Here is an 18,461-nt window from a genome sequence, read left to right as displayed (position 1 = left end):
TTAAGCCTTGAAACTCCGCACCCGTTCGATCAGTCGAGTGACGTTTTCAGGCGGCGTGTCGAGATGAATGCCGTGTCCGAGATTGAACACATAGGGCCGACCCGACCATGCGGAAAGGAGGCGATCAATCTCACTGTCCAGCTGTGCGCCGCCTGCCCGCAGCACCGCCGGGTCCAGCTGGCCTTGCAAGACGAGATCCTTGGGGAAAGCCTCACGCGCCCAGCCCGTATCCACACCATGATCAAGGGCCAGGCATTGCACCCCGGTTTCACGCGCATAGCGAATGGCTTGCGGACCGGCGCCACGTGGAAAGCCGATGACGGGCAAGTCCACGCCCATTTCACGCAAACGATCGATGATCAGCTTGGTCGGCCTGATGATCACCCGGTCAAACAGGGGATCAGGCAAGCCCTCCGCCCAGGAATCAAAGAGCTTGAGCGCATTTGCGCCAGCATCGGCCTGCGCCTTGAGGTACTGCGCGCTCGCTTCGGCCAGCAGGTCCATCAAAGCGTCAAACTCGGCGGCCTGGCTCCAGGCGAGCGTTCGGGCCTTGAACCGGTCCTTTGATCCGCCGCCCTCGATCATATACGTGGCGACCGTCCAGGGCGATCCGGCGAAGCCGATCAGGGAGCAGGTGTCAGGCAGACCGGCGCGCACTTTGCGGATGGTCTCGCTGACGGGCTTAAGAACCTCTTTCGCTCTTTCGACAGACAGCGAACCTATATCTTCAAGCGCCAGCGGCTCCAGTTTCGGCCCTTCGCCTTTTTCAAACCAGACTTTTTGGCCCAGTCCGTAAGGGATCAGCAGAATATCGGCAAAGACGATTGACGCATCAAAGCCGTAACGGCGAATAGGCTGCAAGGTGACTTCAGCGGCGGCGTCAGGGTTCAGGCAGAAATTGATGAAATCAGGCTGTCCGGCCCGAACTTCACGATATTCAGGCAGATACCGTCCCGCCTGACGCATCAGCCAGATTGGCGGGGGAGAGACGGTTTCGCCGGCCAGGGCGCGCAGGAAGGGCTGGTTCTTGTCAGTCATTGATAGCTCTCTTCAGCGCCGGGGTTTGAAGGTTATCCCCGGTCAGGTCAGACCCGGTCATACCTTTCTTTTAATTTGAATCAAAAGAGGGGGTGATAGTAGAGGCGCCCATAACGTGGATAAGTGCGACGCTTCAACGCTGGCGCCAGCTTTCCACAGGGTGTGAGCATGGGTCATCCACGGTCTGACTTTTGTATCAAAATGAGACGTTAACTCATTTTTTACCTTCGTTAACATTGACCTATGCGAGTGTGTGGTGGCAGAGAGGGAAAAACCGGGTCCCGGACTCAGGTAATTATCGACAGACCGCAGGCAAGTTTCGATCTGTTTATGCCCATGTGTGAATGAGTGGGCGCCAAATGGGCGCCGACGAGATCCTCGCTCGGTCTTGTCCCCATTCACTCTCATGTCGTGGACAAGCAGACAGGGTTATTCACAGCTTGCGCGCAACAAGCTACCGATGGGGGATGAGGTCTGCTGAGGAGCCGCGCATGCCCCGATCCGGCGATATCGGAATCTATTTCCACGTCCATATGATTTCCGATTCCACAGGGGAAACCCTGATGGAGGTGATGCGCGCTTCGGTGGCGCAGTTCCAGAATGTGAGGCCCATCGAGCATTTGTTTGCCCTGGTGCGTTCCCCGCGCCAACTCGAGCGGGCGCTCGAGCATATTCAGGCGTTTCCCGGCATCGTCATGTTCACGCTGGTGAACGCGGATCTGCGCCGGGATCTGGAAGACGCCTGCGCGTCCATGGGCATGCCTGCGCTGGCGGTTCTTGATCCCATTCAGGCCACCATGTCTAGCTATCTGGGTGCGCCGGTTCAGGGCAAGGCGGGCGCGCAACGGGTGCTGGACGCCGACTATTATCGCCGGATAGAGGCGATGAACTATTCCATGGCTCATGATGATGGTCAGGGGGATGATCTCGCCAGCGCCGATGTTATCTTGCTCGGCGTGTCGCGCACCTCGAAAACCCCGACCAGCATCTATCTGGGTCATCGCGGCGTGCGCACCGCCAATATTCCTCTGGTGCCGGGCGCGCCTTTGCCTGAAATCCTGTATCGCTTGAAAAAGCCGCTGATAGTCGGGCTCACCGCCTCGCCCGAGCGCATTATTCAGATTCGCCGCAACCGGCTGTTGAATCTGAAAGAAGACCGCTCCACCGATTATGTGGACGAGGAGACGGTGAAAGAGGAGGTCATTCACGCCAAGCGTCTGTTTGCACGCTATAACTGGCCGTCGATTGACGTCACCCGTCGCTCGATTGAAGAGACCGCGGCGAAGGTTCTCAACCTTCTCAATGATCATAAATCCAAATTCTGAGGCGCTTACATGAGCTTCATTCTCGCATCAGGGTCGGCGTCACGCCGCGCCATTCTGGAAAACGCCCAGCTCAACTTCGAGATTGATCCCGCTGATATTGATGAGGGCGCGGTCAAAGACAGTTTTGAAGGCGACCCGGCGGCGCTGGCGTTAAAACTCGCTGAGCTCAAGGCGTTGGACGTCTCCAGACGACGGCCAGGCGCGCTGGTGCTGGGCTCTGATCAGGTGCTGGAGTTTGACGGCGTCGCCTATGACAAGGCGCGTTCGGTTGAAGAGGCTGAAGCGAGGCTGCGTCAGCTGCGCGGCGGCGCACATTATCTTCAGGGCGGAATCGCCCTGGCGCGAGATGGTGAGATCGTCTGGCGACATCAGGCGCGATCAACCCTGGTGATGCGCGATTTTTCCGATGAGTTCCTGGCATACTACCTTGAGAACGCTGGGGAGATTCTGACCAAGGGCGTGGGGTGCTACGCCTATGAAGGGCTGGGCGCGCAATTGTTTGAGCGCACTGAAGGCGACTATTTCGCCATTCTGGGCTTGTCGCTCCTCCCGGTTCTGGACGCGTTGCGCCGTGAAGGCGTTGCGGCGCGCTGACATGGTGAGTGACTGGCCCAAAGCAGCCGTGGTGGGATGGCCGGCGAAGCATTCGCTGTCTCCGTTGATCATGAAGACCTGGCTCGATGAAACAGGCCAGCCCGGCGATTACGTCATCATTGAATGTGAGCCGGATGCGTTCGCTGAAGCGGTCCGCGCGCGGTTTCATGCGGGTCTGGTGGGCGTCAATGTCACCATCCCGCACAAAGAGGCGGCCTTGCAGGCCGCTGATACCGCTAGTGATGCGGCGCGCGCCATAGGAGCAGCGAATGTGCTGGTCTGGCGTCAGGGCCGCATTGAAGCGGACAATACCGATCATGTGGGGATCGCCCGCGCCCTTGAATCAGATTCAGGTTCAGGGCCTGCTGTTCTGATTGGCTCCGGCGGCGCGGCTCGCGCTGCGCTGTATCATCTCAAATCCCAGGACCGTGAAATCCGTATTCTCAATCGTACGGCGGATCGTGCGAAGGCTTTGGCGCAGGATTTTGGTCTGACGGCGGAGATCTATGCGCTGGACGATGCCGCGGCGTTTGAGGGCGCAAGCCTTGTCATCAACGCGACGTCCCTGGGCATGACCGGCCAGCCGCCCCTGACGGTTGATCTGTCAGCGACAGCGAGCGACGCGCTGGTGTTTGACATGGTCTATGCGCCGTTGAAGACAGAGCTTCTGGCGCAGGCCGAGCAGTTGGGCCGGCGCACCGCTGATGGCCTCATCATGCTGGTGGGACAGGCGCGCCCGGCGTTTGAAGCGTTTTTCGGCGCTCCGGCTCCTGCACATGACGAGGTGCGCGGGGCTTTGCTGGCGGCGTTGGAGCAACGGGCATGATCGTTCTGGGCCTCACAGGATCCATCGGCATGGGAAAATCCACCACCGCCACCCTGTTCGCCGAAGAAGGCGTGCCGGTGTTTGATGCGGACGCGGCGGTGGCGCAGATGTATCTCCCAGGCGGCGAGGCGGTCCCCTTGATCGAGCACGCGTTTCCGGGCTGCACGTCGGACAGCGCAGGGGTGGATCGCGTCAAGCTGAGCGCGGTATTGCAGGCGGATCCGGCGAAATTTGAAACGCTGAACGCGATTGTCCATCCCCTCGTAGGGGCGGCGCGTCGCCGGTTTTTCCATGAGGCGGAACAGTCTGGCGCTGAAATCGTGGTGCTCGATGTGCCGTTACTGTTTGAAACCGGGCAGCATGACCAGGTGCATCATGTGGTGGTGGTCTCGGCGCCCGAAGCGGTTCAACGTGAGCGGGTTCTGGCGCGTGAGGGCATGAGCGTGGACAAGTTTGAAGCCATTTTGGCGCGGCAGACGCCGGATGCGGAAAAACGGTCCCGGGCTGATCATGTGATCGACACCAGCCAGGGCGTTGAGTTTGCGCGCGACCAGGTGCGCGCGCTGCTGGATCAGCTCAAAACGGATGGGGACGCGTCATGAGCAAGCGCGAGATCATTTTCGACACCGAGACGACAGGTCTGGACCCCAGAGGCGGTGATCGCATCACCGAGCTGGGCTGCGTGGAGGTGATTGACCTCATCCCGACCGGCAAGGACTTGCGCATCCTGATCAATCCCGAGCGCGACATCCCCGCCGAGGTGACCGCCGTGACGGGTCATACCCGCGAAATGCTCAAAGACGAGCCCGTCTTCATCCAGATCGTCGATCAGTTCCTGGAGTTTATCGAGGACTCAACGCTGGTCGCGCATAACGCCATGTTCGACATGGGCTTCATCAATATGGAGCTGGAGCGTTGCGCCCGGCCGATCATCCCCAAGTCACGCTTTATCGACACCGCCGCCATGGCGCGGGCGAAGTATCCCGGCTCACCGGCAAGTCTCGACGCCTTGTGCAAACGCTTTGACGTCTCGCTCGACAGCCGCACCAAGCACGGGGCGCTGATCGACTCCTACTTGCTGGCGGAAGTGTATCTCGAGCTCAATGGCGGACGTGAGCAAAGCTTGAGCTTTTCAGGGTCTGACGGCGGCGACGGCAAAGTGGTCTATCCCGTGCGCACGCCGCGTCCGAAATCGCTCAAATCCCTGGTCTCTGAACAAGAACGGGCCGCCCACGCCGAGTTTATCTCGGAGATGGACGACCCGCTCTGGCAGTCTCTGGGCCTGCTCAAGGCTGACGCCTCGGCAGAGTAAGGCTTGATCTTAGGCGTCAGCCGGCGGGGTCGCCGGTGCGCCTTGCTGGGCCTGGGCGCGCTGAGCCATTTGCTGGCGGTAGAGCGCGGCGAAGTCGACCGGCTCAAGCATCAGCGGCGGAAAGCCGCCGTCGCGGGTGGCGTCAGACAGGACGCGGCGTGCGAACGGGAAGATCAGGCGCGGGCATTCGATCAGCAAGAAGGCTTCGCGCGCTTGCGCATCCACGTTCTGGATCTGGAACAGGCCGGCATAAGTCAGCTCGACGATGAAGACCGGGTTGGAGTCGCGCTGGGCGCGGGCGCCGATGATCAGCTCGACCTCGAACATGTCGCCGCCCATATCGCGGGCCTGAACGTCCACGCTCAGATCGATATTGGGCTGTCCGGCGCCGCGCAGGCTGTCTGGCGCGCCAGGATTTTCAAACGACAGGTCTTTGACATACTGTCCCGCCACACGGATGGCGGGAGGCATCGGCTGTTCGCCGCCTTGCGGCGTGGCGGGCGCGTCGGTCATGATGAGTTTACTCAGGTTTTGATCGGGACCGCGCAGGCTGCGCCATCCCGTAACAGACTAAGGGTGAAGCGGGGCGCGTAGCATGCGCACGCGTGTGCGGCAAGCTCAACCCCCCGCGTGACGCGGGCGGTCATAGCCCCTATATCTGAAGGCCAACGCACTCAAACCTGCGCGAGCGCCCCTTATGGACATTCTTCAAATCCTGTTTTTCGCTGGCCTGGCCGTGTTCCTGGGCGTGCGCCTGTACATGGTGTTGGGCAAGCCGTCGGGACGAACGGCGGAGGATGTGGAACGCGAACAGCGCGAGCGGGCCGAAGCCGCCGGCGCCATGCCGTCTCCGCCCTCCATGCGCCCGCCTCAAGAAGATACGCCCTTCGCTGCGAGTTTTTCCGGTCCGGCGGGCGAGGGTCTGACCCAGATCGCCCGGCATGATCCCAGCTTTGACCCCAAGGAATTCACCAAAGGCGCCAAAGCGGCCTATGAAATGATTGTTTCGGCTTACGCCAAAGGTGACCGCGAAGCGCTTCAGCCGCTTTTGTCAGATCGGGTGATGAAAGCCTATGATCAGGCGATATCGGCGCGTGAAGACCAGAACCTGACGATGATCACAGAGATCGACCGGATCAAGTCCGCCGAGATTTCTGAAGCCTCTCTTAACGATAATCGGGCCAAGGTGAAGATCGCCTTCTCCGCCGAGCTCGCCAGTGAAACCCGCAATGCTCAAGGAGATGTGGTGGAGGGAGACCTCACCACTCTGAAAACGGTCGATGAGATCTGGAGCTTTGAGCGTGACGTCACCAACGACAACCCCAACTGGCGCCTGTCCGGGGTCAAGCCCGCTTAAGCTGGCCGGGCTTCTGGCCCTGTTAGTCGTGGCTGCGTGTTCCAGCGGACCGGGCGCGCCCTCACCCGCTCAACCTGGCCAGACGGACCGCCCCGGCGGTTTTCCGCCGCGCCCGGCGGTGAGTTCAGTGACGCTTCATCCGGTGCCGTTCTCTTCAGTTGAGGGTTGGCATCGCGTGGATGCGCAAGCGGCGCTCTCTGCTTTTGTGCGGTCATGCGAGCGTATTGAAGATCGACCAGACCGCGATCCGATGAATCCGCGCGTCAGCTATGCCGGCTCTGCAGGCGATTGGCGTTCGGTCTGCTTGCAGGCGGCGATGATCGCGCCCCTGCAGCCCGATGCAGCCAGCGCGCGCGCCTTCTTTGAGCGCAGCTTCACGCCGGTCGAGCTGGATGGCGCAGGACGGCTGACCGGGTATTACGAGCCTGTGGTCGAGGTCAGCGCCTCGCCGACGCCGGAGTTTTCGATGGCGATCCGGGGATTGCCAAGTGATCTCCTGACCGGGGATCTGGGCCAGTTCATCGCCGGACTCGAAGGCCGCCGCGTCGTCGGCCGGGCCGCCGATCGCGAGTTCGTGCCGTATCAGTCGCGCGCCGAGATCGAAGCGCAAAACCTCGGCGTGCCACTGGCCTGGGGCCGTCCGATTGATGTCTTCTTCTTGCAAATTCAGGGCTCGGGCCGTCTGCACTATCCGGACGGCTCTGAAGCGCGGGTGCGGTTCGCGGCGCATAACGGCCGGCCCTATGTGTCGATCGGGCGTATCCTGATCGATCGTGGTGAATTGTCTGAACACAACGCCTCCAAACAGGATATCGAGAATTGGCTGCGCCTGCGCGGGCCGCAATCCTGGCGTCCGCTGTTTGATGAAAACCCGCGCTATGTCTTTTTCACCCTCGATAGCCTTGATGATCACACCGAAGGTCCGATCGGCGCGCAAGGCGCGCCTCTGACGCCGATGGCGTCGATTGCGGTGGATGCGGCGCACCACGCCTGGGGCGTGCCTGTGGTGGTGAATGCGCGACTTCATGGCGCGCCGAACTGGAGCGGGCTGGTGATCACCCAGGACGCTGGTGGCGCGATTCAGGGTCCGGTTCGGGGCGATCTTTTTTTTGGCTGGGGGTATGAAGCGGGCGAGCGCGCCGGGCGGCAGAATGATCCGAATGCGCGCTGGACGCTGCTTTTGCCGAATGAGCTGGCGGCGCGACAGCTGCGCTGATGGCGAAGCGGCGCACTCCACGCGGGCTCAAGCCTGAAGAGCGTGAGCTCTGGACCCGGTTTGCGCGCGGGGTCAAACCGCTGGATGCAGAGCGTCTGAAACGGCTGGAGCGCGAGGATGTCGAGCCGCCCAAGCCCAGCGCTCCGCCCATCCCGCAGGTCGAACCGTTGAAATCAGGCGCTTTGCAGCGCGATCTGATGCGGGAAATGGCGCAGCGCCCCGCAAGGCGCACCCCTGTGGACCGAACGCCGGAAAAGAAGGTCCGCCGCGGTCAGGTCGAGGTCGAGGCGCGTCTGGATCTTCACGGCATGACCACGGCCAGTGCGCGCCACGCGTTATTGGGGTTTTTGCATCGCTGCCGCGGCAAGGGTTTTCGGACGGTGCTGGTGATCACCGGCAAAGGCGCCGGCGCCCGGGCGCTCGATGACCGCCGGTTCCAGCCCTGGGACCCTGAGGAACGGGCTCTGCCTGGCATATTGCGCCGGTCCTTCACCCAGTGGATGCGCGATCCAGACTTTGCCCAGCTAGCGTCCGGCTTTGCCGAAGCGAGCCGTAAACACGGCGGCTCGGGGGCGTTCTATGTGATGCTGAGACAGCGATAAATCTTAGCATATTCAATCAGGTATATTCCTAACTAAGTTTTTAGTTGATAGCAGGGCGGGCCCATGCGATGACAAGAAAAACTAAGGAATACGTTGATGGCCAGACCTGCCTCCCCGACCCTGACCGAAGCCGAACACCGCATCATGAGTGTCTTATGGACGCGCGGTGAAGCCAGCGTCCGTGAGCTGACGGATGCCTTGGAGCCCGCTTACGGACTCGCCTACACGACCGTACTGACCACGGTGCGGATCATGGCGGACAAGGGTTATGTCAGTTTCCGCAAGGAGGGCCGGGCGCATATCTACGCGCCGGCCTTGTCTCAGGAGGGGGCTCAGCGCACAGCGCTCGGTTCGGTTCTGAAATCCTTTTTTGGCGGCTCGCCCCAGCAGCTTGCTCAGCATCTGATCGCAGACGAGGCTTTGACTCTGGACGATATCGACGCCTTGCGCGACGAACTGCTCAAGCAGAGTGCGCAGAAAGGCGGCGACGCATGATACTCGCCCTTTTCCAGTCGGCCCTGTTCGTTCTGATCGCGTCGACGGCGTTCAGTCTCAGCGTGTTCGGCTTTGACCGCCTCGCGCCGCAATTCCGTATCCGGGAACGTCATGACCTGGCGCTGGCGGCGGTCTTCACCGTGCCGATCATTTTTCTCATCGCGCTGACGCCAGCCCGACAGGGCGCGGTTGAAGCTTTCAACGTCAGCTCGGTGGCGGTTGAGCCTGTGGCCGTGATCCCGCCTGAGACACTGGCGGCTCTGCCCGTTGAAGCGCTGACTGTGCAGAATCCGGCTCTGACCCTGCCTCATCTCCTGACCGGTCTCGGCTTTGCGCTGGTCTTCGTGTGGATGATCGGGCTGGTCTGGGCGAGTCTCGGGCTGATCCGCGATCTGTACAATCTCAACCGCCTGACCTCACGTGCGACGCCGGTGACGACAGACCTCGCCTTGTCGTGTGAGGTCGCCCTGCGTCAGAGCGAAGATGTACTCTCTCCCATGGTGGCGGGCTTCGTGAGCCCGGTGATCCTGATCCCGGACGATTTCCGCTTTGATGAGGCCGGAGAGGCCGTGCTGGAGCACGAGATCGCCCATATCCGCCGGCATGACGCCATGACGGGGCTTGCACAGCGGATTATCGCCAGCGTGTTCTGGTGGGCGCCAGGCGTGCACCATTTGAACCGCCATGTGCGCAGCATGCGTGAAGCCCTCTGCGATCAGGCTGCCGTGCGCACCCAGGGCAAGCCTTTGGTGCTGGCTCACGCCCTTTTGGATGCGGCGCAAAAAGCTGTGCTGGCGCGTCCTCTGACGCTGGCGGCGCAACCGCCGCGCAAATCTGAATTGAGGTTTCGTGTGAACGCTCTGACTCAAGCGCGTGCGGGCTCCGTGCGCCGCTCCTTTCTGAACCTGATGATCGCTTTGCCGGTGCTGATCATTCTGGCGACCCTGCTGACGCCACGTGTGGGTGCGCTCGATTTGCTGGAATCGCCACTGATACAGGCCGTGCGCCAGGGCGATGTCGCTACGCTTGAGGCCCGGCTTGAGCGTGGCGCGGATGTGAACCGCATCTGGCCTACCGATGGCACGGCGCTGATCGAGGCGAGCCGCCGGTCTGACGCTGTCATGGTCGCCCTGTTGCTGGACGCGGGCGCCGAGCCTGATCTCGTCACCCGTCAGTCCGGCACAGCCCTGATCGCCGCCGCCCGGGCCGGCAGTCTTGATGTGGTGGACCTGTTGCTGGAGGCGGGCGCGCACATCGATCTCGCTGCGCCGCAGAACGGGTCCCCGCTCATCAATGCAGCGCGGGGCGGCCATGTCGATATCATGACCCGGTTGCTGATGTCCGGCGCTGATCCGAATGGATATGTGCCGAGCGACGAGACGCCGCTGATCAATGCGGCGGCGGCCGGACAGATTGGAGCGGCCGAGCTTTTGGTGAACGCCGGAGCGGATGTGTCCCTGACGGTTCCGGCGGCGCCCGGAGATTTCGGCGGACCCTATCGCTCCCCGCTCAGCGAGGCCAAACGTCATGAGCAGACGGCGATGGAAGACTGGCTTGTGGCCAACGGCGCCCGGCACCAGCCGCCTGAAACGAACTAACCCCTCTCATAACAACAAAAACCAAAGATTCTGGTGATCCGTCGATTGATGGAAAGGAGACCTCTATGCCTGGATTCCGCTTCAACCCTGCCCTGTCAGCCCTGATGCTGGGCGCGGCCGCTCTGGTCAGCACGCCGATCCTTTCGGCCTGCCAGCCGGCCTCGGCGCTCAGCACGGCTGACCCTGAACGCTTTACCGAAAACCTGCGCGGCCGCTTCTCCTATGACGGCGTCGTCGAGCGCTTCTCGCTTGAAGAACGCATGGCTCATTTCGGCGTGCCGGGCGTGGCCGTGGCGGTCATCGAGGACGGCGAACTGCTCTACGCGCAAGGGTTCGGGGTGTTGCAGGCCGGGTCTGACGGGCCGGTGACGGCGGACACGGTGTTCTCGGTGGGCTCGGTCAGCAAGATGGCGACCGCCTTTTTGGCCTTGAATCTGATTCAGTCTGGAGCGCTCGATCTTGATTCCGATATCAGCCATGCCCTGCCGTACTGGTCGCCCGAGACAGGCCCCTATGACGGTGCGCCGCTGACCGTTCGCATGCTGCTGTCGCATACAGGCGGGCTCAATCTGCACGGCTTTGCCGACTTCATGCCCGGCGAGGCCTTGCCGACACGTGCGCAGACCCTGAACGGGCAAGCGCCGGCCGATCATGACCCCTTGCGCGTGGAAGCGCTGCCAGGATCGAGCTATCGCTATTCCGGCGGCGGTTATACGCTTCTGGAAGGGTTGATCGCGCAGGCGACCGGTTTGTCGTTTGAGGAGACCGCAGAGGCGGCCCTGTTCGAGCGTCTGGGCATGACCCGGTCCAGCTTCGCCAATCCATTGCCAGAGGACCATGGAAACATCGCCAGGGCCCATGATCGGGAGGGGGCGCCGACGGCCTTGCCGCGCGGCTATGAAGCCTTTCCGGAGATGGCGGCGTCGGGGCTTTGGACCAGCGCTCACGATCTCGGGCGCATGACGGCGGAGATGATCCAGGCGTATCACGGCGACAGCGCTTATCTGCACCCGGTCCTGGGTCAGGAGATGATGACGGGGGTTTCGCCCTCAGACCATGGCCTGGGTCCGCGTCTGGAGGGTCGGGGCGAAAGCTTCATCTTCCATCATGGTGGGAGCAATAACTCCTATCGCGCCTGGATGGAGGGCCATCTGGCGACCGGGAATGGCCTGGTGATTCTGACCAATGGCGCCAACGGCGCGGATTTGGCGGTGGAGATCCGAAACGCCATGAATGATGTGATGGGCTGGACGGTTAATCCGGTGCTTGATGTACCCACGCTGGCGTTAAGCGAAGATCAGCTGGCCCGTTATGAGGGCGTCTACGCGCTGGATTCGAACTTCCCGCTCGATCTGCAAGCCCATATGGCTGCGCCGCCCTTCACTTCTGACCTCACCATCTATCGCGAGAACGGGGCATTGATGGCGAGCTATAATGGCGGACAATCAGGCGCGCGATTGGTCCCGATCGCACCCGACCGTTTCTACATTACTGATTTTTCACTAAGATCAGGCGTCTTTGAACTGAAGTTCAACAGAAATTCACTTGCACAGATCACCTCGGTCAGGGCTTCTATGGCGTCAGCTGAGACGGTGTATCTCCCCGCTTCGTAGCGTGCGGCTTCGGCCGGCGCCGGTATCAGCTCGCGCCGCGCCGGTCCCCTTTTTTCGGCGCGGCGCACCCCTTTCCAGGGTGCGCCGCTTCAACATTCAGAGAATGAATTTGGACAGGTCTGCATTGCGGGCCAGGCTGCCCACGCGTTCGGTGACGTAGTCTGCGTCAATGGCGAGACTGTCGCCCGAGCGATCAGACGCGGTGTAGCTGATTTCCTCGCAGACTTTTTCCAGAATGGTGGACAAGCGTCGCGCGCCGATATTTTCAACGCTGGCGTTCACTTCAGCGGCGAAATCGGCGATGGAGTCGATGGCGCTGTCATCAAAGCTCAGCTCGAAACCTTCAGTTTTCATCAGCGCCACATACTGGGTGATGAGGCTGGCTTCAGGCTCGGTCAGGATGGCGCGGAAGTCATCGCGGGTCAGCGCCTGCAGCTCCACCCGGATCGGCAACCGACCTTGCAGCTCCGGCAAAAGGTCTGAGGGCTTGCTGACATGGAAGGCCCCGGACGCGATGAAGAGCACGTGATCGGTTTTCATCGGGCCGTATTTGGTGGAGACGGTCGCCCCTTCGATCAGCGGCAGCAGATCACGCTGCACGCCCTCGCGGGAGACGTCAGCGCCGCGCGCATCGGCGCGGGCGCAGACCTTGTCGATCTCATCGAGGAAGACGATGCCTTCATTTTCGGCCAGACGAATGGCTTCGGACTGTATCTGGGTTTCGTCCAGTAGCTTGTCCGCTTCTTCATTGATCAGCGGCTCGTAGGCTTCTTTCACTGTGGTGCGCAGGGTTTTGGGCTTGCCGCCAAATCCCTTGCCCAGCATGTCGCCGAGATTGATCACGCCCATCGAGCCCATGCCGGGCAGATCCATGCCCTGGAAGGGATTGCTGGAGTCGTCGACAATATCGATCTCGATATCCTTGTCGTCGAGTTCGCCGGACAGAAGTTTCTTTCTGAAGGTCTCGCGGGTCGAAGCGCCCGCATCCTTGCCCACAAGGGCGTCCAGAACGCGGTTTTCTGCGGCGGCGTGGGCCTTGGCCTTCACCTCTTCGCGCTTGTTTTCACGCACCAAGGTGATCGCGATTTCAACGAGGTCCCGGGCGATGGAATCCACATCCCGGCCCACATAGCCCACTTCAGTGAACTTCGTGGCTTCGACCTTGATGAAAGGCGCGCCCGCGAGCTTCGCCAGACGGCGCGAGATTTCGGTCTTGCCGACGCCGGTCGGCCCGATCATCAGAATGTTTTTCGGCGTGACCTCTTCACGCAGTCCTTCAGGTAGATGCTTGCGACGCCAGCGGTTTCTCAGCGCGATGGCGACGGCTTTCTTGGCGTCGGCCTGGCCGATGATATGGCGATCGAGCTCATGGACGATTTCGCGCGGAGAAAACTCAGTCATGACGCCCCATGTCTTTTTCAGGTTCGGGTGGTAAGGATACCGGACATGTAGGGCTTTCCGGTCCGGAACTCAAAGCCCGGCGCTGTCACCCTTGCTTCAGGAGAGTTCGATGTCCCGTCCCCGCTTTCATCTCGCCTTCCCCGTGGACAATCTTGAAGCGGCGCGGCGCTTTTACGGCGATGTGCTGGGCTGTCCGATGGGGCGCGAGAGCGAACACTGGATCGATTTTGACTTTCTGGGGCATCAGATCGTCGCGCACCTGGCTCCGGAAGAGTGTCAGGCGGCCAAGACGGGTGCGGTGGACGGCAAGCAAGTGCCCGTGCGCCATTTCGGCCTGATCCTTGAGTGGGACCAGTTTGATCCTCTGGCCGAGCGCTTGCGTCGCGCCGGGACGCCGTTCGTCATTGATCCCTATGTGCGCTTTGCGGGAAAAGCGGGCGAGCAAAAGACGATGTTCGTCACCGACCCGGCTGGCAATGCGCTGGAATTCAAGGCGTTCAAAGATGACGCCATGGTGTTCGCCACCGAGCTTGATGCCTAGCTCGGCCTTCTGAGCTCTTGGCAAGCTGGCGCTTCCTTCCTAATTCACTTAATGAGTAAACTAATACTTCAGGGAGGAGAGCCCCATGTCGAACCGTGAATTTGACGTTGTGATCTATGGCGCAACCGGCTTCACCGGCCGTTTGGTCGCAGAATATCTGAGCCGTGAATACGGCAAGACTGTCGCCTGGGCGATGGCGGGCCGGTCAGAAGACAAGCTCAAGAGCGTGCGCGACGAGATCGGCGCGCTGGCCGATACCCCGCTTGTGGTGGCGGATGCTTCTGATCCCGCCTCGCTCAAGGCCATGGCCGAGCGCACCCGCGCCGTGATCACCACGGTGGGGCCGTATCAGCTGTATGGCGAAGCGTTGGTGAAAGCCTGCGTCGAGGCCGGAACCGATTATGTGGATCTGTCGGGCGAGCCCGCCTGGATGCACGACATCATCAGCGCCTATGGTGACAAGGCGAAAGCCTCTGGCGCGAGGATCGTGCATTCGTGCGGGTTTGACTCTGTCCCCTTTGATCTGGGCGTTTACTTCCTGCAAGAGCATGCCAAGGCGAAAACCGGCAAGCCGCTCAGCCGCATCAAGGGCCGGGTCCGCGCCATGAAGGGCACGTTCTCGGGCGGCACCGCAGCGAGCTTCGCCGAGACCATGAAGCGCGTGGCGGCGGAGCCTGAGGTTCTCAATGTTCTGATCAATCCCTTCTCCTTGTGCGAAGGGTTCCAGGGACCAGAACAGCCCGCAGGCAACAAGCCGATCTTTGAAGAGGATCTGAACGCCTGGTCCGCGCCCTTCATCATGGCGGTGATCAACACCAAGAACATCCATCGCTCCAACGCGATGATGGGCCACGCCTATGGAGAGGACTTCGTCTATGACGAGATGTTCCTGACCGGGCCCGGCGATAAGGGCGAAGAGATGGCGATCGCCATCTCCAAGGATCGCTCCATGCAGGACAACCCGCCCAAGCCGGGTGAAGGCCCCTCGAAAGAAGAGCGTGAGACCGGCTTTTACGACGTCATGTTCACCGGTGAGACGGCCGACGGTCAGCGTCTGACGGCGTCCGTGAAGGGCGACAAGGACCCTGGTTACGGTTCGACCTCGAAGATGATCACTGAATGCGCGCTGGCGCTGGTGAAAGATGTCAGCCGCGACCAGACGCCGGGCGGCGTCTACACCACGGCGCCCGCGCTGGGTGACGCCTTGATCAAGCGCCTGACCGAGCATGCGGGCCTGACCTTCGCCATCGAAAGCTAGAGACGCAGTACTCATGAAAAACCCCGGCTCTCAAGGCCGGGGTTTTTTGTCTTCAGGCTTTGACGTCAGGTCCTAGCCCAGTGTCTCGACGGTCAGATTGCCGTTGGAATAGACGCAGATTTCGCTGGCGATCTTCATCGCCTTGCGGGCGATGACTTCCGCGTCGTCTTCATAGTCCAGCAGCGCGCGCGCGGCTGACAGGGCGTAATTTCCGCCCGATCCGATCGCCGCCACCCCGTCTTCAGGCTCCAGCACGTCGCCCGCGCCTGTCAGGGTGAAGGTTTCCTTGGCGTCGGCCACGATCAGCATGGCTTCCAGCCGCCGCATATAGCGGTCGGTGCGCCAGTCCTTGGCGAGCTCCACGCAGGCGCGCGCCAACTGGTCAGGGTATTGCTCAAGCTTGGTTTCCAGCCGTTCAAACAGCGCAAACGCGTCCGCCGTTGCGCCGGCGAAGCCGGTGATCACCTTGCCGCTCGACAGGGGGCGCACCTTGCGGGCGGTGGCCTTGACCACCGTATCGCCGATGGAGACCTGGCCGTCGCCGGCGAGGACGACCTTGCCGTTCTTGCGCACGCTGAGGATCGTGGTGCCGCGCCAGCCGGGGAACTTACGCTCGGTATCAGGCATATTATGCAATCATTTCCGGATCTTCAGAGAACTGGCCGCCCTTGCGGTAGCGCACCAGATAGGTCGGGGTGATCGCTTCGACAGATTCCAGATCAATGCCGAAATCCTTGACGCTGCCCAGATTGTCATCGGTCAGGCCCGACACATTATCAGACTTGAGCAAGGTCACCTGATCACGGGTCAGGAAGGGCTCGACAAAGGGCAGCGCCCCCAAAATTTCGCCCACCATGCCCAACGGGTAGGCCGCAAAGAACGGCACCGGCACCAGGAAGCGCTTTCGGCGGATCGTGGTCAGGATGAACTCAAGGATTTCCTTGAAGGTGTAAATGCCCGGCCCGCCCAGTTCATAGGTGCGACCGGCATATTTGGACGGGCTCTCCACCGCTTTCAGAACGCACTGGGCCACGTCTCCGGCGAAAATGGGTTCAAACCGGGTCTTGCCGCCGCCGATCAGCGGCAGGGCGGGGGCGAACCGCGCCATGGAGCCGAACTTGTTGAAGAAGCCGTCCTCGGTCCCAAACACGATGGAGGGGCGCAGAACCACGGCGGATGCGATCGCGTCGCGCACGGCCTTTTCGCCCAGCGCCTTGGTGCGGGCGTATTCAGACGCGCTGTCTTCATCGGCGCCGATGGCGGAGATCTGCACGAAATTGGTGATGCCCGCCTCGGCGGCGCATTTGGCCACAAGGCCTGCGCCATCAGCCTGCAGGGACTGGAAGTTCTGCTTGCCGCTCTGCGCCAGGATGCCCACCAGATTGACCACGGCATGGGCGCCGTCGACGGCGCGTCGCACCGAGTCTTCATTGCGCAGATTGGCCTGGATCAGCTGGACCTGACCGACCACGCCCATGGGTTTGAGCTCATGGGCCAGATGCGGGCGGCGGGTCGCGGCGCGCACCCGGTAGCCGGCCTTGGCCAGCTCGCGCACCACATACCGGCCGATGAAGCCCGAAGCGCCGAAAACGGTGATCATTTCATTGCGAAGTGTCATGGTCCGCCCCTGAAAGGCTCGCACGCGCCAGTGCGTGCGACATGTAAGATAGGTTCATAGGGCGATAGACCAAAACGGGCGCCGCTGTCCATGCGGCGCTGTAATCGCAAGGCCGTATTGCAACGCCCTGAAAGCCAACAGGCGCAGCATGTGCGCAATGTGCAGATCATCGGCGCCATGCCCGTTGACAGCGCCCTGTCTGCGCCGTATCACCCCCGCTCCTTCACTTGCCCAGGTGGCGGAATTGGTAGACGCGCTGGCTTCAGGTGCCAGTTCCCGCAAGGGAGTGGAAGTTCGAGTCTTCTCCTGGGCACCATCCTCCTGACACTTTAGATTACCCCTTCGGGGCAAGATCCTCGCTTCGCTGCGGGCGGCCTTTGGCCTTGCGAACCCTTCGGGTTCGGGGTGTTTGAGTATGACATGCGCCGCTGCATCCGCAGCGGCTTTTTTCGTTCTGGGGTTGGGCGTTCAGCCCCCCGCGCACTGCGCTTTTTTCAGCGCCTGCTCGCGCAGATGATTGAGCGCTTCGATCCAGGGTTTGAGATCCATATCCGCTTCGCTGGCCATGGCGTGCACGCAGGCGAGGGCGTCTGTGGCCTGGGCCTGCAGGGCGCGACCCTGATCGGTCAGGCGGATGCGCACCACGCGCTCATCGCTGGGGTCGCGCGTGCGGGTGAGATGGCCCATGCCCTCAAGGCGTTTCAGAAGCGGGGTCAGGGTGTTGGTGTCAAGATACAGCCGCTTGCCCAGCGCCCCCACGGTCACATCATCGGTCTCCCACAGCGCCAAGAGCGCGATGTATTGCGGATAGGTCAGCCCCAGCTTGCTCAAATAGGGCCGGTACATGCGGTTGATCGCCGTGTTCGCCGAATAGATCGCAAAGCACAGCTGATCATCCAGCGTGGCGAGGTCGGGCGTTTGCGAGCGCGGATCGGTCATGCCGGGTCTTCCTGATTAATCGCGCACGATAATATCGCCGAGCCTTGACGCTCGCAAGAGGTTGATTATATCGTACTCGTGAATATCGTGTACGATATAAAGGAAGCATCCCATGTCCGTTCTCTACACCGCTCGCGCCAGTGCGAATAAAGGCCGTCATGGCCGCGCCTACTCCGATGATGACCGTCTGGATGTTCAGCTTTCCACCCCGGCCGCCCTGGGCGGTGATGACGGGCCGGGCACCAATCCCGAGCAGCTGTTCGCCGCCGGCTATGCAGCCTGCTTCATGAGCGCCATGGGTCTGGTGGCCCAGCAGGCCAAACTCAAACTGCCAGACGACGCCAGGGTGGACGCTGAAGTGGGCATCGGCCCGAATGAGGCGGGCGGGTTCGGTTTGGAAGTGACGCTGATCGGCTATCTGCCGGGGCTCGAGACCGAACAGGCCAATGAATTGATGGCGAAGACCGAGCAGGTCTGCCCCTATTCCAACGCGACGCGCGGCAATGTGAAGACCACGCTGAAGCTCGGCTGATCTTCGTTCGCTCTTGCATGAATGACGCGTCCGGGGCCCAGGCTTCGGGCGCGTTGTCATGTGTGATCAGGGCGGCTGACTGGCGATGAAGCGTATGCCCCGTCTCTGCGGCGCTACCCGCCCAGATTGACGCTTCGAAGCGAACGTCCGATACCCTGTGCATCTTTACAGATTGAAGCTGCGGAGCTGACGCCAC

At 61.5% G+C, this 18,461-nt stretch carries 20 protein-coding genes and 1 tRNA gene; 15 read left to right on the top strand and 6 right to left on the bottom strand.

The genetic code is table 11. The features are described from left to right. Positions 1-1,038, bottom strand: coding sequence for a uroporphyrinogen decarboxylase (gene hemE / locus B3M53_RS03345; protein WP_273020922.1), 1,038 nt, complete (start codon positions 1,036-1,038; stop codon positions 1-3). A gap of 491 nt (positions 1,039-1,529) precedes the next feature. Here hemE and B3M53_RS03340 point away from each other — a divergent pair, with 491 nt between their 5' ends. Genes B3M53_RS03340 through dnaQ form a run of 5 tightly spaced genes read left to right on the top strand, consistent with a single transcriptional unit; the run spans position 1,530 to position 5,095 of the window. Beyond that, on the top strand, positions 1,530-2,363 hold the full coding sequence (locus B3M53_RS03340; RefSeq protein ID WP_022700849.1) for a pyruvate, water dikinase regulatory protein: 834 nt from the start codon (positions 1,530-1,532) through the stop codon (positions 2,361-2,363). 9 nt (positions 2,364-2,372) lie between these two features. Beyond that, the gene (locus tag B3M53_RS03335; protein ID WP_160092893.1) at positions 2,373-2,957 is read left to right on the top strand and encodes a Maf family protein; all 585 of its coding nucleotides are present in this window, start codon (positions 2,373-2,375) and stop codon (positions 2,955-2,957) included. A 1-nt stretch (position 2,958) separates the two neighbouring features. After that, positions 2,959-3,783 (top strand): shikimate dehydrogenase, encoded by an 825-nt coding sequence (gene aroE / locus B3M53_RS03330; protein WP_273020919.1) that lies wholly within the window; start codon positions 2,959-2,961, stop codon positions 3,781-3,783. Beyond that, positions 3,780-4,385, top strand: a complete 606-nt coding sequence (gene coaE, locus B3M53_RS03325; RefSeq protein ID WP_273020917.1) for a dephospho-CoA kinase — start codon at positions 3,780-3,782, stop codon at positions 4,383-4,385. The genes aroE and coaE overlap by 4 nt, the downstream gene beginning before the upstream one ends. Then, a complete protein-coding gene (gene dnaQ, locus B3M53_RS03320) occupies positions 4,382-5,095 on the top strand; it encodes a DNA polymerase III subunit epsilon (RefSeq protein ID WP_022700853.1) in 714 nt (237 codons plus the stop codon). The genes coaE and dnaQ overlap by 4 nt, the downstream gene beginning before the upstream one ends. Before the next feature lie 9 nt (positions 5,096-5,104). Here dnaQ and secB read toward each other — a convergent pair whose 3' ends face one another. Beyond that, the gene (gene secB, locus B3M53_RS03315) at positions 5,105-5,608 is read right to left on the bottom strand and encodes a protein-export chaperone SecB (protein WP_022700854.1); all 504 of its coding nucleotides are present in this window, start codon (positions 5,606-5,608) and stop codon (positions 5,105-5,107) included. A 184-nt stretch (positions 5,609-5,792) separates the two neighbouring features. On the opposite strand from secB, the gene B3M53_RS03310 reads away from it, so the two are divergent. From B3M53_RS03310 to B3M53_RS03285, 6 genes are all read left to right on the top strand, one after another. Continuing rightward, complete coding sequence (locus B3M53_RS03310) at positions 5,793-6,452, top strand: Tim44/TimA family putative adaptor protein (RefSeq protein ID WP_022700855.1); 660 nt, start codon at positions 5,793-5,795, stop codon at positions 6,450-6,452. Between the two features lie 127 nt (positions 6,453-6,579). Then, on the top strand, positions 6,580-7,668 hold the full coding sequence (locus tag B3M53_RS03305) for a murein transglycosylase A (protein ID WP_233346007.1): 1,089 nt from the start codon (positions 6,580-6,582) through the stop codon (positions 7,666-7,668). After that, the gene (locus B3M53_RS03300) at positions 7,668-8,270 is read left to right on the top strand and encodes a Smr/MutS family protein (RefSeq protein ID WP_022700857.1); all 603 of its coding nucleotides are present in this window, start codon (positions 7,668-7,670) and stop codon (positions 8,268-8,270) included. Before B3M53_RS03305 ends, B3M53_RS03300 begins: the two co-directional genes overlap by 1 nt. A 96-nt stretch (positions 8,271-8,366) precedes the next feature. Next, positions 8,367-8,765 carry a BlaI/MecI/CopY family transcriptional regulator gene (locus tag B3M53_RS03295; protein WP_022700858.1) on the top strand — a complete coding sequence of 133 codons (399 nt, stop codon included), beginning with the start codon at positions 8,367-8,369 and terminating at the stop codon, positions 8,763-8,765. After that, complete coding sequence (locus B3M53_RS03290) at positions 8,762-10,363, top strand: ankyrin repeat domain-containing protein (RefSeq protein WP_273020912.1); 1,602 nt, start codon at positions 8,762-8,764, stop codon at positions 10,361-10,363. Before B3M53_RS03295 ends, B3M53_RS03290 begins: the two co-directional genes overlap by 4 nt. A gap of 65 nt (positions 10,364-10,428) precedes the next feature. Beyond that, entirely contained in the window at positions 10,429-11,976 is a 1,548-nt protein-coding gene (locus tag B3M53_RS03285; RefSeq protein ID WP_273020910.1) for a serine hydrolase domain-containing protein, read from the top strand. A gap of 96 nt (positions 11,977-12,072) precedes the next feature. Here the strand turns inward: B3M53_RS03285 and hslU are convergent, their stop codons facing one another. Continuing rightward, on the bottom strand, positions 12,073-13,377 hold the full coding sequence (hslU, locus tag B3M53_RS03280; RefSeq protein WP_273020908.1) for an ATP-dependent protease ATPase subunit HslU: 1,305 nt from the start codon (positions 13,375-13,377) through the stop codon (positions 12,073-12,075). Between the two features lie 109 nt (positions 13,378-13,486). Between hslU and B3M53_RS03275 the strand changes: the two genes are divergently transcribed. Both B3M53_RS03275 and B3M53_RS03270 read left to right on the top strand, forming a co-directional pair. Beyond that, the gene (locus B3M53_RS03275) at positions 13,487-13,918 is read left to right on the top strand and encodes a VOC family protein (RefSeq protein ID WP_022700862.1); all 432 of its coding nucleotides are present in this window, start codon (positions 13,487-13,489) and stop codon (positions 13,916-13,918) included. Between the two features lie 85 nt (positions 13,919-14,003). Further along, the gene (locus B3M53_RS03270) at positions 14,004-15,176 is read left to right on the top strand and encodes a saccharopine dehydrogenase family protein (RefSeq protein ID WP_286799635.1); all 1,173 of its coding nucleotides are present in this window, start codon (positions 14,004-14,006) and stop codon (positions 15,174-15,176) included. A 72-nt stretch (positions 15,177-15,248) separates the two neighbouring features. On the opposite strand, the gene hslV is transcribed toward B3M53_RS03270, so the two are convergent. Both hslV and B3M53_RS03260 read right to left on the bottom strand, forming a co-directional pair. After that, entirely contained in the window at positions 15,249-15,803 is a 555-nt protein-coding gene (gene hslV / locus B3M53_RS03265) for an ATP-dependent protease subunit HslV (protein ID WP_022700864.1), read from the bottom strand. A 1-nt stretch (position 15,804) separates the two neighbouring features. Further along, complete coding sequence (locus B3M53_RS03260; RefSeq protein ID WP_273020439.1) at positions 15,805-16,794, bottom strand: complex I NDUFA9 subunit family protein; 990 nt, start codon at positions 16,792-16,794, stop codon at positions 15,805-15,807. A 229-nt stretch (positions 16,795-17,023) separates the two neighbouring features. On the opposite strand from B3M53_RS03260, the gene B3M53_RS03255 reads away from it, so the two are divergent. Then, a tRNA-Leu gene (locus B3M53_RS03255) sits at positions 17,024-17,110 on the top strand. 152 nt (positions 17,111-17,262) lie between these two features. Here the strand turns inward: B3M53_RS03255 and B3M53_RS03250 are convergent. Further along, positions 17,263-17,733, bottom strand: coding sequence for a MarR family winged helix-turn-helix transcriptional regulator (locus tag B3M53_RS03250; protein ID WP_273020437.1), 471 nt, complete (start codon positions 17,731-17,733; stop codon positions 17,263-17,265). A gap of 112 nt (positions 17,734-17,845) precedes the next feature. Here B3M53_RS03250 and B3M53_RS03245 point away from each other — a divergent pair, with 112 nt between their 5' ends. After that, positions 17,846-18,265, top strand: a complete 420-nt coding sequence (locus B3M53_RS03245; RefSeq protein WP_273020435.1) for an organic hydroperoxide resistance protein — start codon at positions 17,846-17,848, stop codon at positions 18,263-18,265. Positions 18,266-18,461: the final 196 nt, after the last annotated feature.

It is taken from the genome of Oceanicaulis sp. UBA2681 (genome assembly GCF_002354675.1).
Classification (GTDB): domain Bacteria; phylum Pseudomonadota; class Alphaproteobacteria; order Caulobacterales; family Maricaulaceae; genus Oceanicaulis; species Oceanicaulis alexandrii.
Note: the sequence above shows the minus strand (reverse complement) of the source record. Positions and strands in the feature narration are given on the sequence as shown.

Excerpts from the sequence above, each read along its gene's own strand:
- B3M53_RS03300 (WP_022700857.1), top strand. The coding sequence starts at position 7,668 with ATGGCGAAGCGGCGCACTCCACGCGGGCTCAAGCCTGAAGAGCGTGAG.
- coaE (WP_273020917.1), top strand. The coding sequence starts at position 3,780 with ATGATCGTTCTGGGCCTCACAGGATCCATCGGCATGGGAAAATCCACC.
- hslV (WP_022700864.1), bottom strand. The coding sequence starts at position 15,803 with ATGCCTGATACCGAGCGTAAGTTCCCCGGCTGGCGCGGCACCACGATC.
- B3M53_RS03275 (WP_022700862.1), top strand. The coding sequence starts at position 13,487 with ATGTCCCGTCCCCGCTTTCATCTCGCCTTCCCCGTGGACAATCTTGAA.
- B3M53_RS03285 (WP_273020910.1), top strand. The coding sequence starts at position 10,429 with ATGCCTGGATTCCGCTTCAACCCTGCCCTGTCAGCCCTGATGCTGGGC.
- B3M53_RS03245 (WP_273020435.1), top strand. The coding sequence starts at position 17,846 with ATGTCCGTTCTCTACACCGCTCGCGCCAGTGCGAATAAAGGCCGTCAT.
- B3M53_RS03340 (WP_022700849.1), top strand. The coding sequence starts at position 1,530 with ATGCCCCGATCCGGCGATATCGGAATCTATTTCCACGTCCATATGATT.
- B3M53_RS03270 (WP_286799635.1), top strand. The coding sequence starts at position 14,004 with ATGTCGAACCGTGAATTTGACGTTGTGATCTATGGCGCAACCGGCTTC.
- aroE (WP_273020919.1), top strand. The coding sequence starts at position 2,959 with ATGGTGAGTGACTGGCCCAAAGCAGCCGTGGTGGGATGGCCGGCGAAG.
- B3M53_RS03295 (WP_022700858.1), top strand. The coding sequence starts at position 8,367 with ATGGCCAGACCTGCCTCCCCGACCCTGACCGAAGCCGAACACCGCATC.
- dnaQ (WP_022700853.1), top strand. The coding sequence starts at position 4,382 with ATGAGCAAGCGCGAGATCATTTTCGACACCGAGACGACAGGTCTGGAC.
- B3M53_RS03260 (WP_273020439.1), bottom strand. The coding sequence starts at position 16,794 with ATGACACTTCGCAATGAAATGATCACCGTTTTCGGCGCTTCGGGCTTC.
- B3M53_RS03250 (WP_273020437.1), bottom strand. The coding sequence starts at position 17,733 with ATGACCGATCCGCGCTCGCAAACGCCCGACCTCGCCACGCTGGATGAT.
- hemE (WP_273020922.1), bottom strand. The coding sequence starts at position 1,038 with ATGACTGACAAGAACCAGCCCTTCCTGCGCGCCCTGGCCGGCGAAACC.
- B3M53_RS03290 (WP_273020912.1), top strand. The coding sequence starts at position 8,762 with ATGATACTCGCCCTTTTCCAGTCGGCCCTGTTCGTTCTGATCGCGTCG.
- B3M53_RS03335 (WP_160092893.1), top strand. The coding sequence starts at position 2,373 with ATGAGCTTCATTCTCGCATCAGGGTCGGCGTCACGCCGCGCCATTCTG.
- hslU (WP_273020908.1), bottom strand. The coding sequence starts at position 13,377 with ATGACTGAGTTTTCTCCGCGCGAAATCGTCCATGAGCTCGATCGCCAT.
- secB (WP_022700854.1), bottom strand. The coding sequence starts at position 5,608 with ATGACCGACGCGCCCGCCACGCCGCAAGGCGGCGAACAGCCGATGCCT.
- B3M53_RS03310 (WP_022700855.1), top strand. The coding sequence starts at position 5,793 with ATGGACATTCTTCAAATCCTGTTTTTCGCTGGCCTGGCCGTGTTCCTG.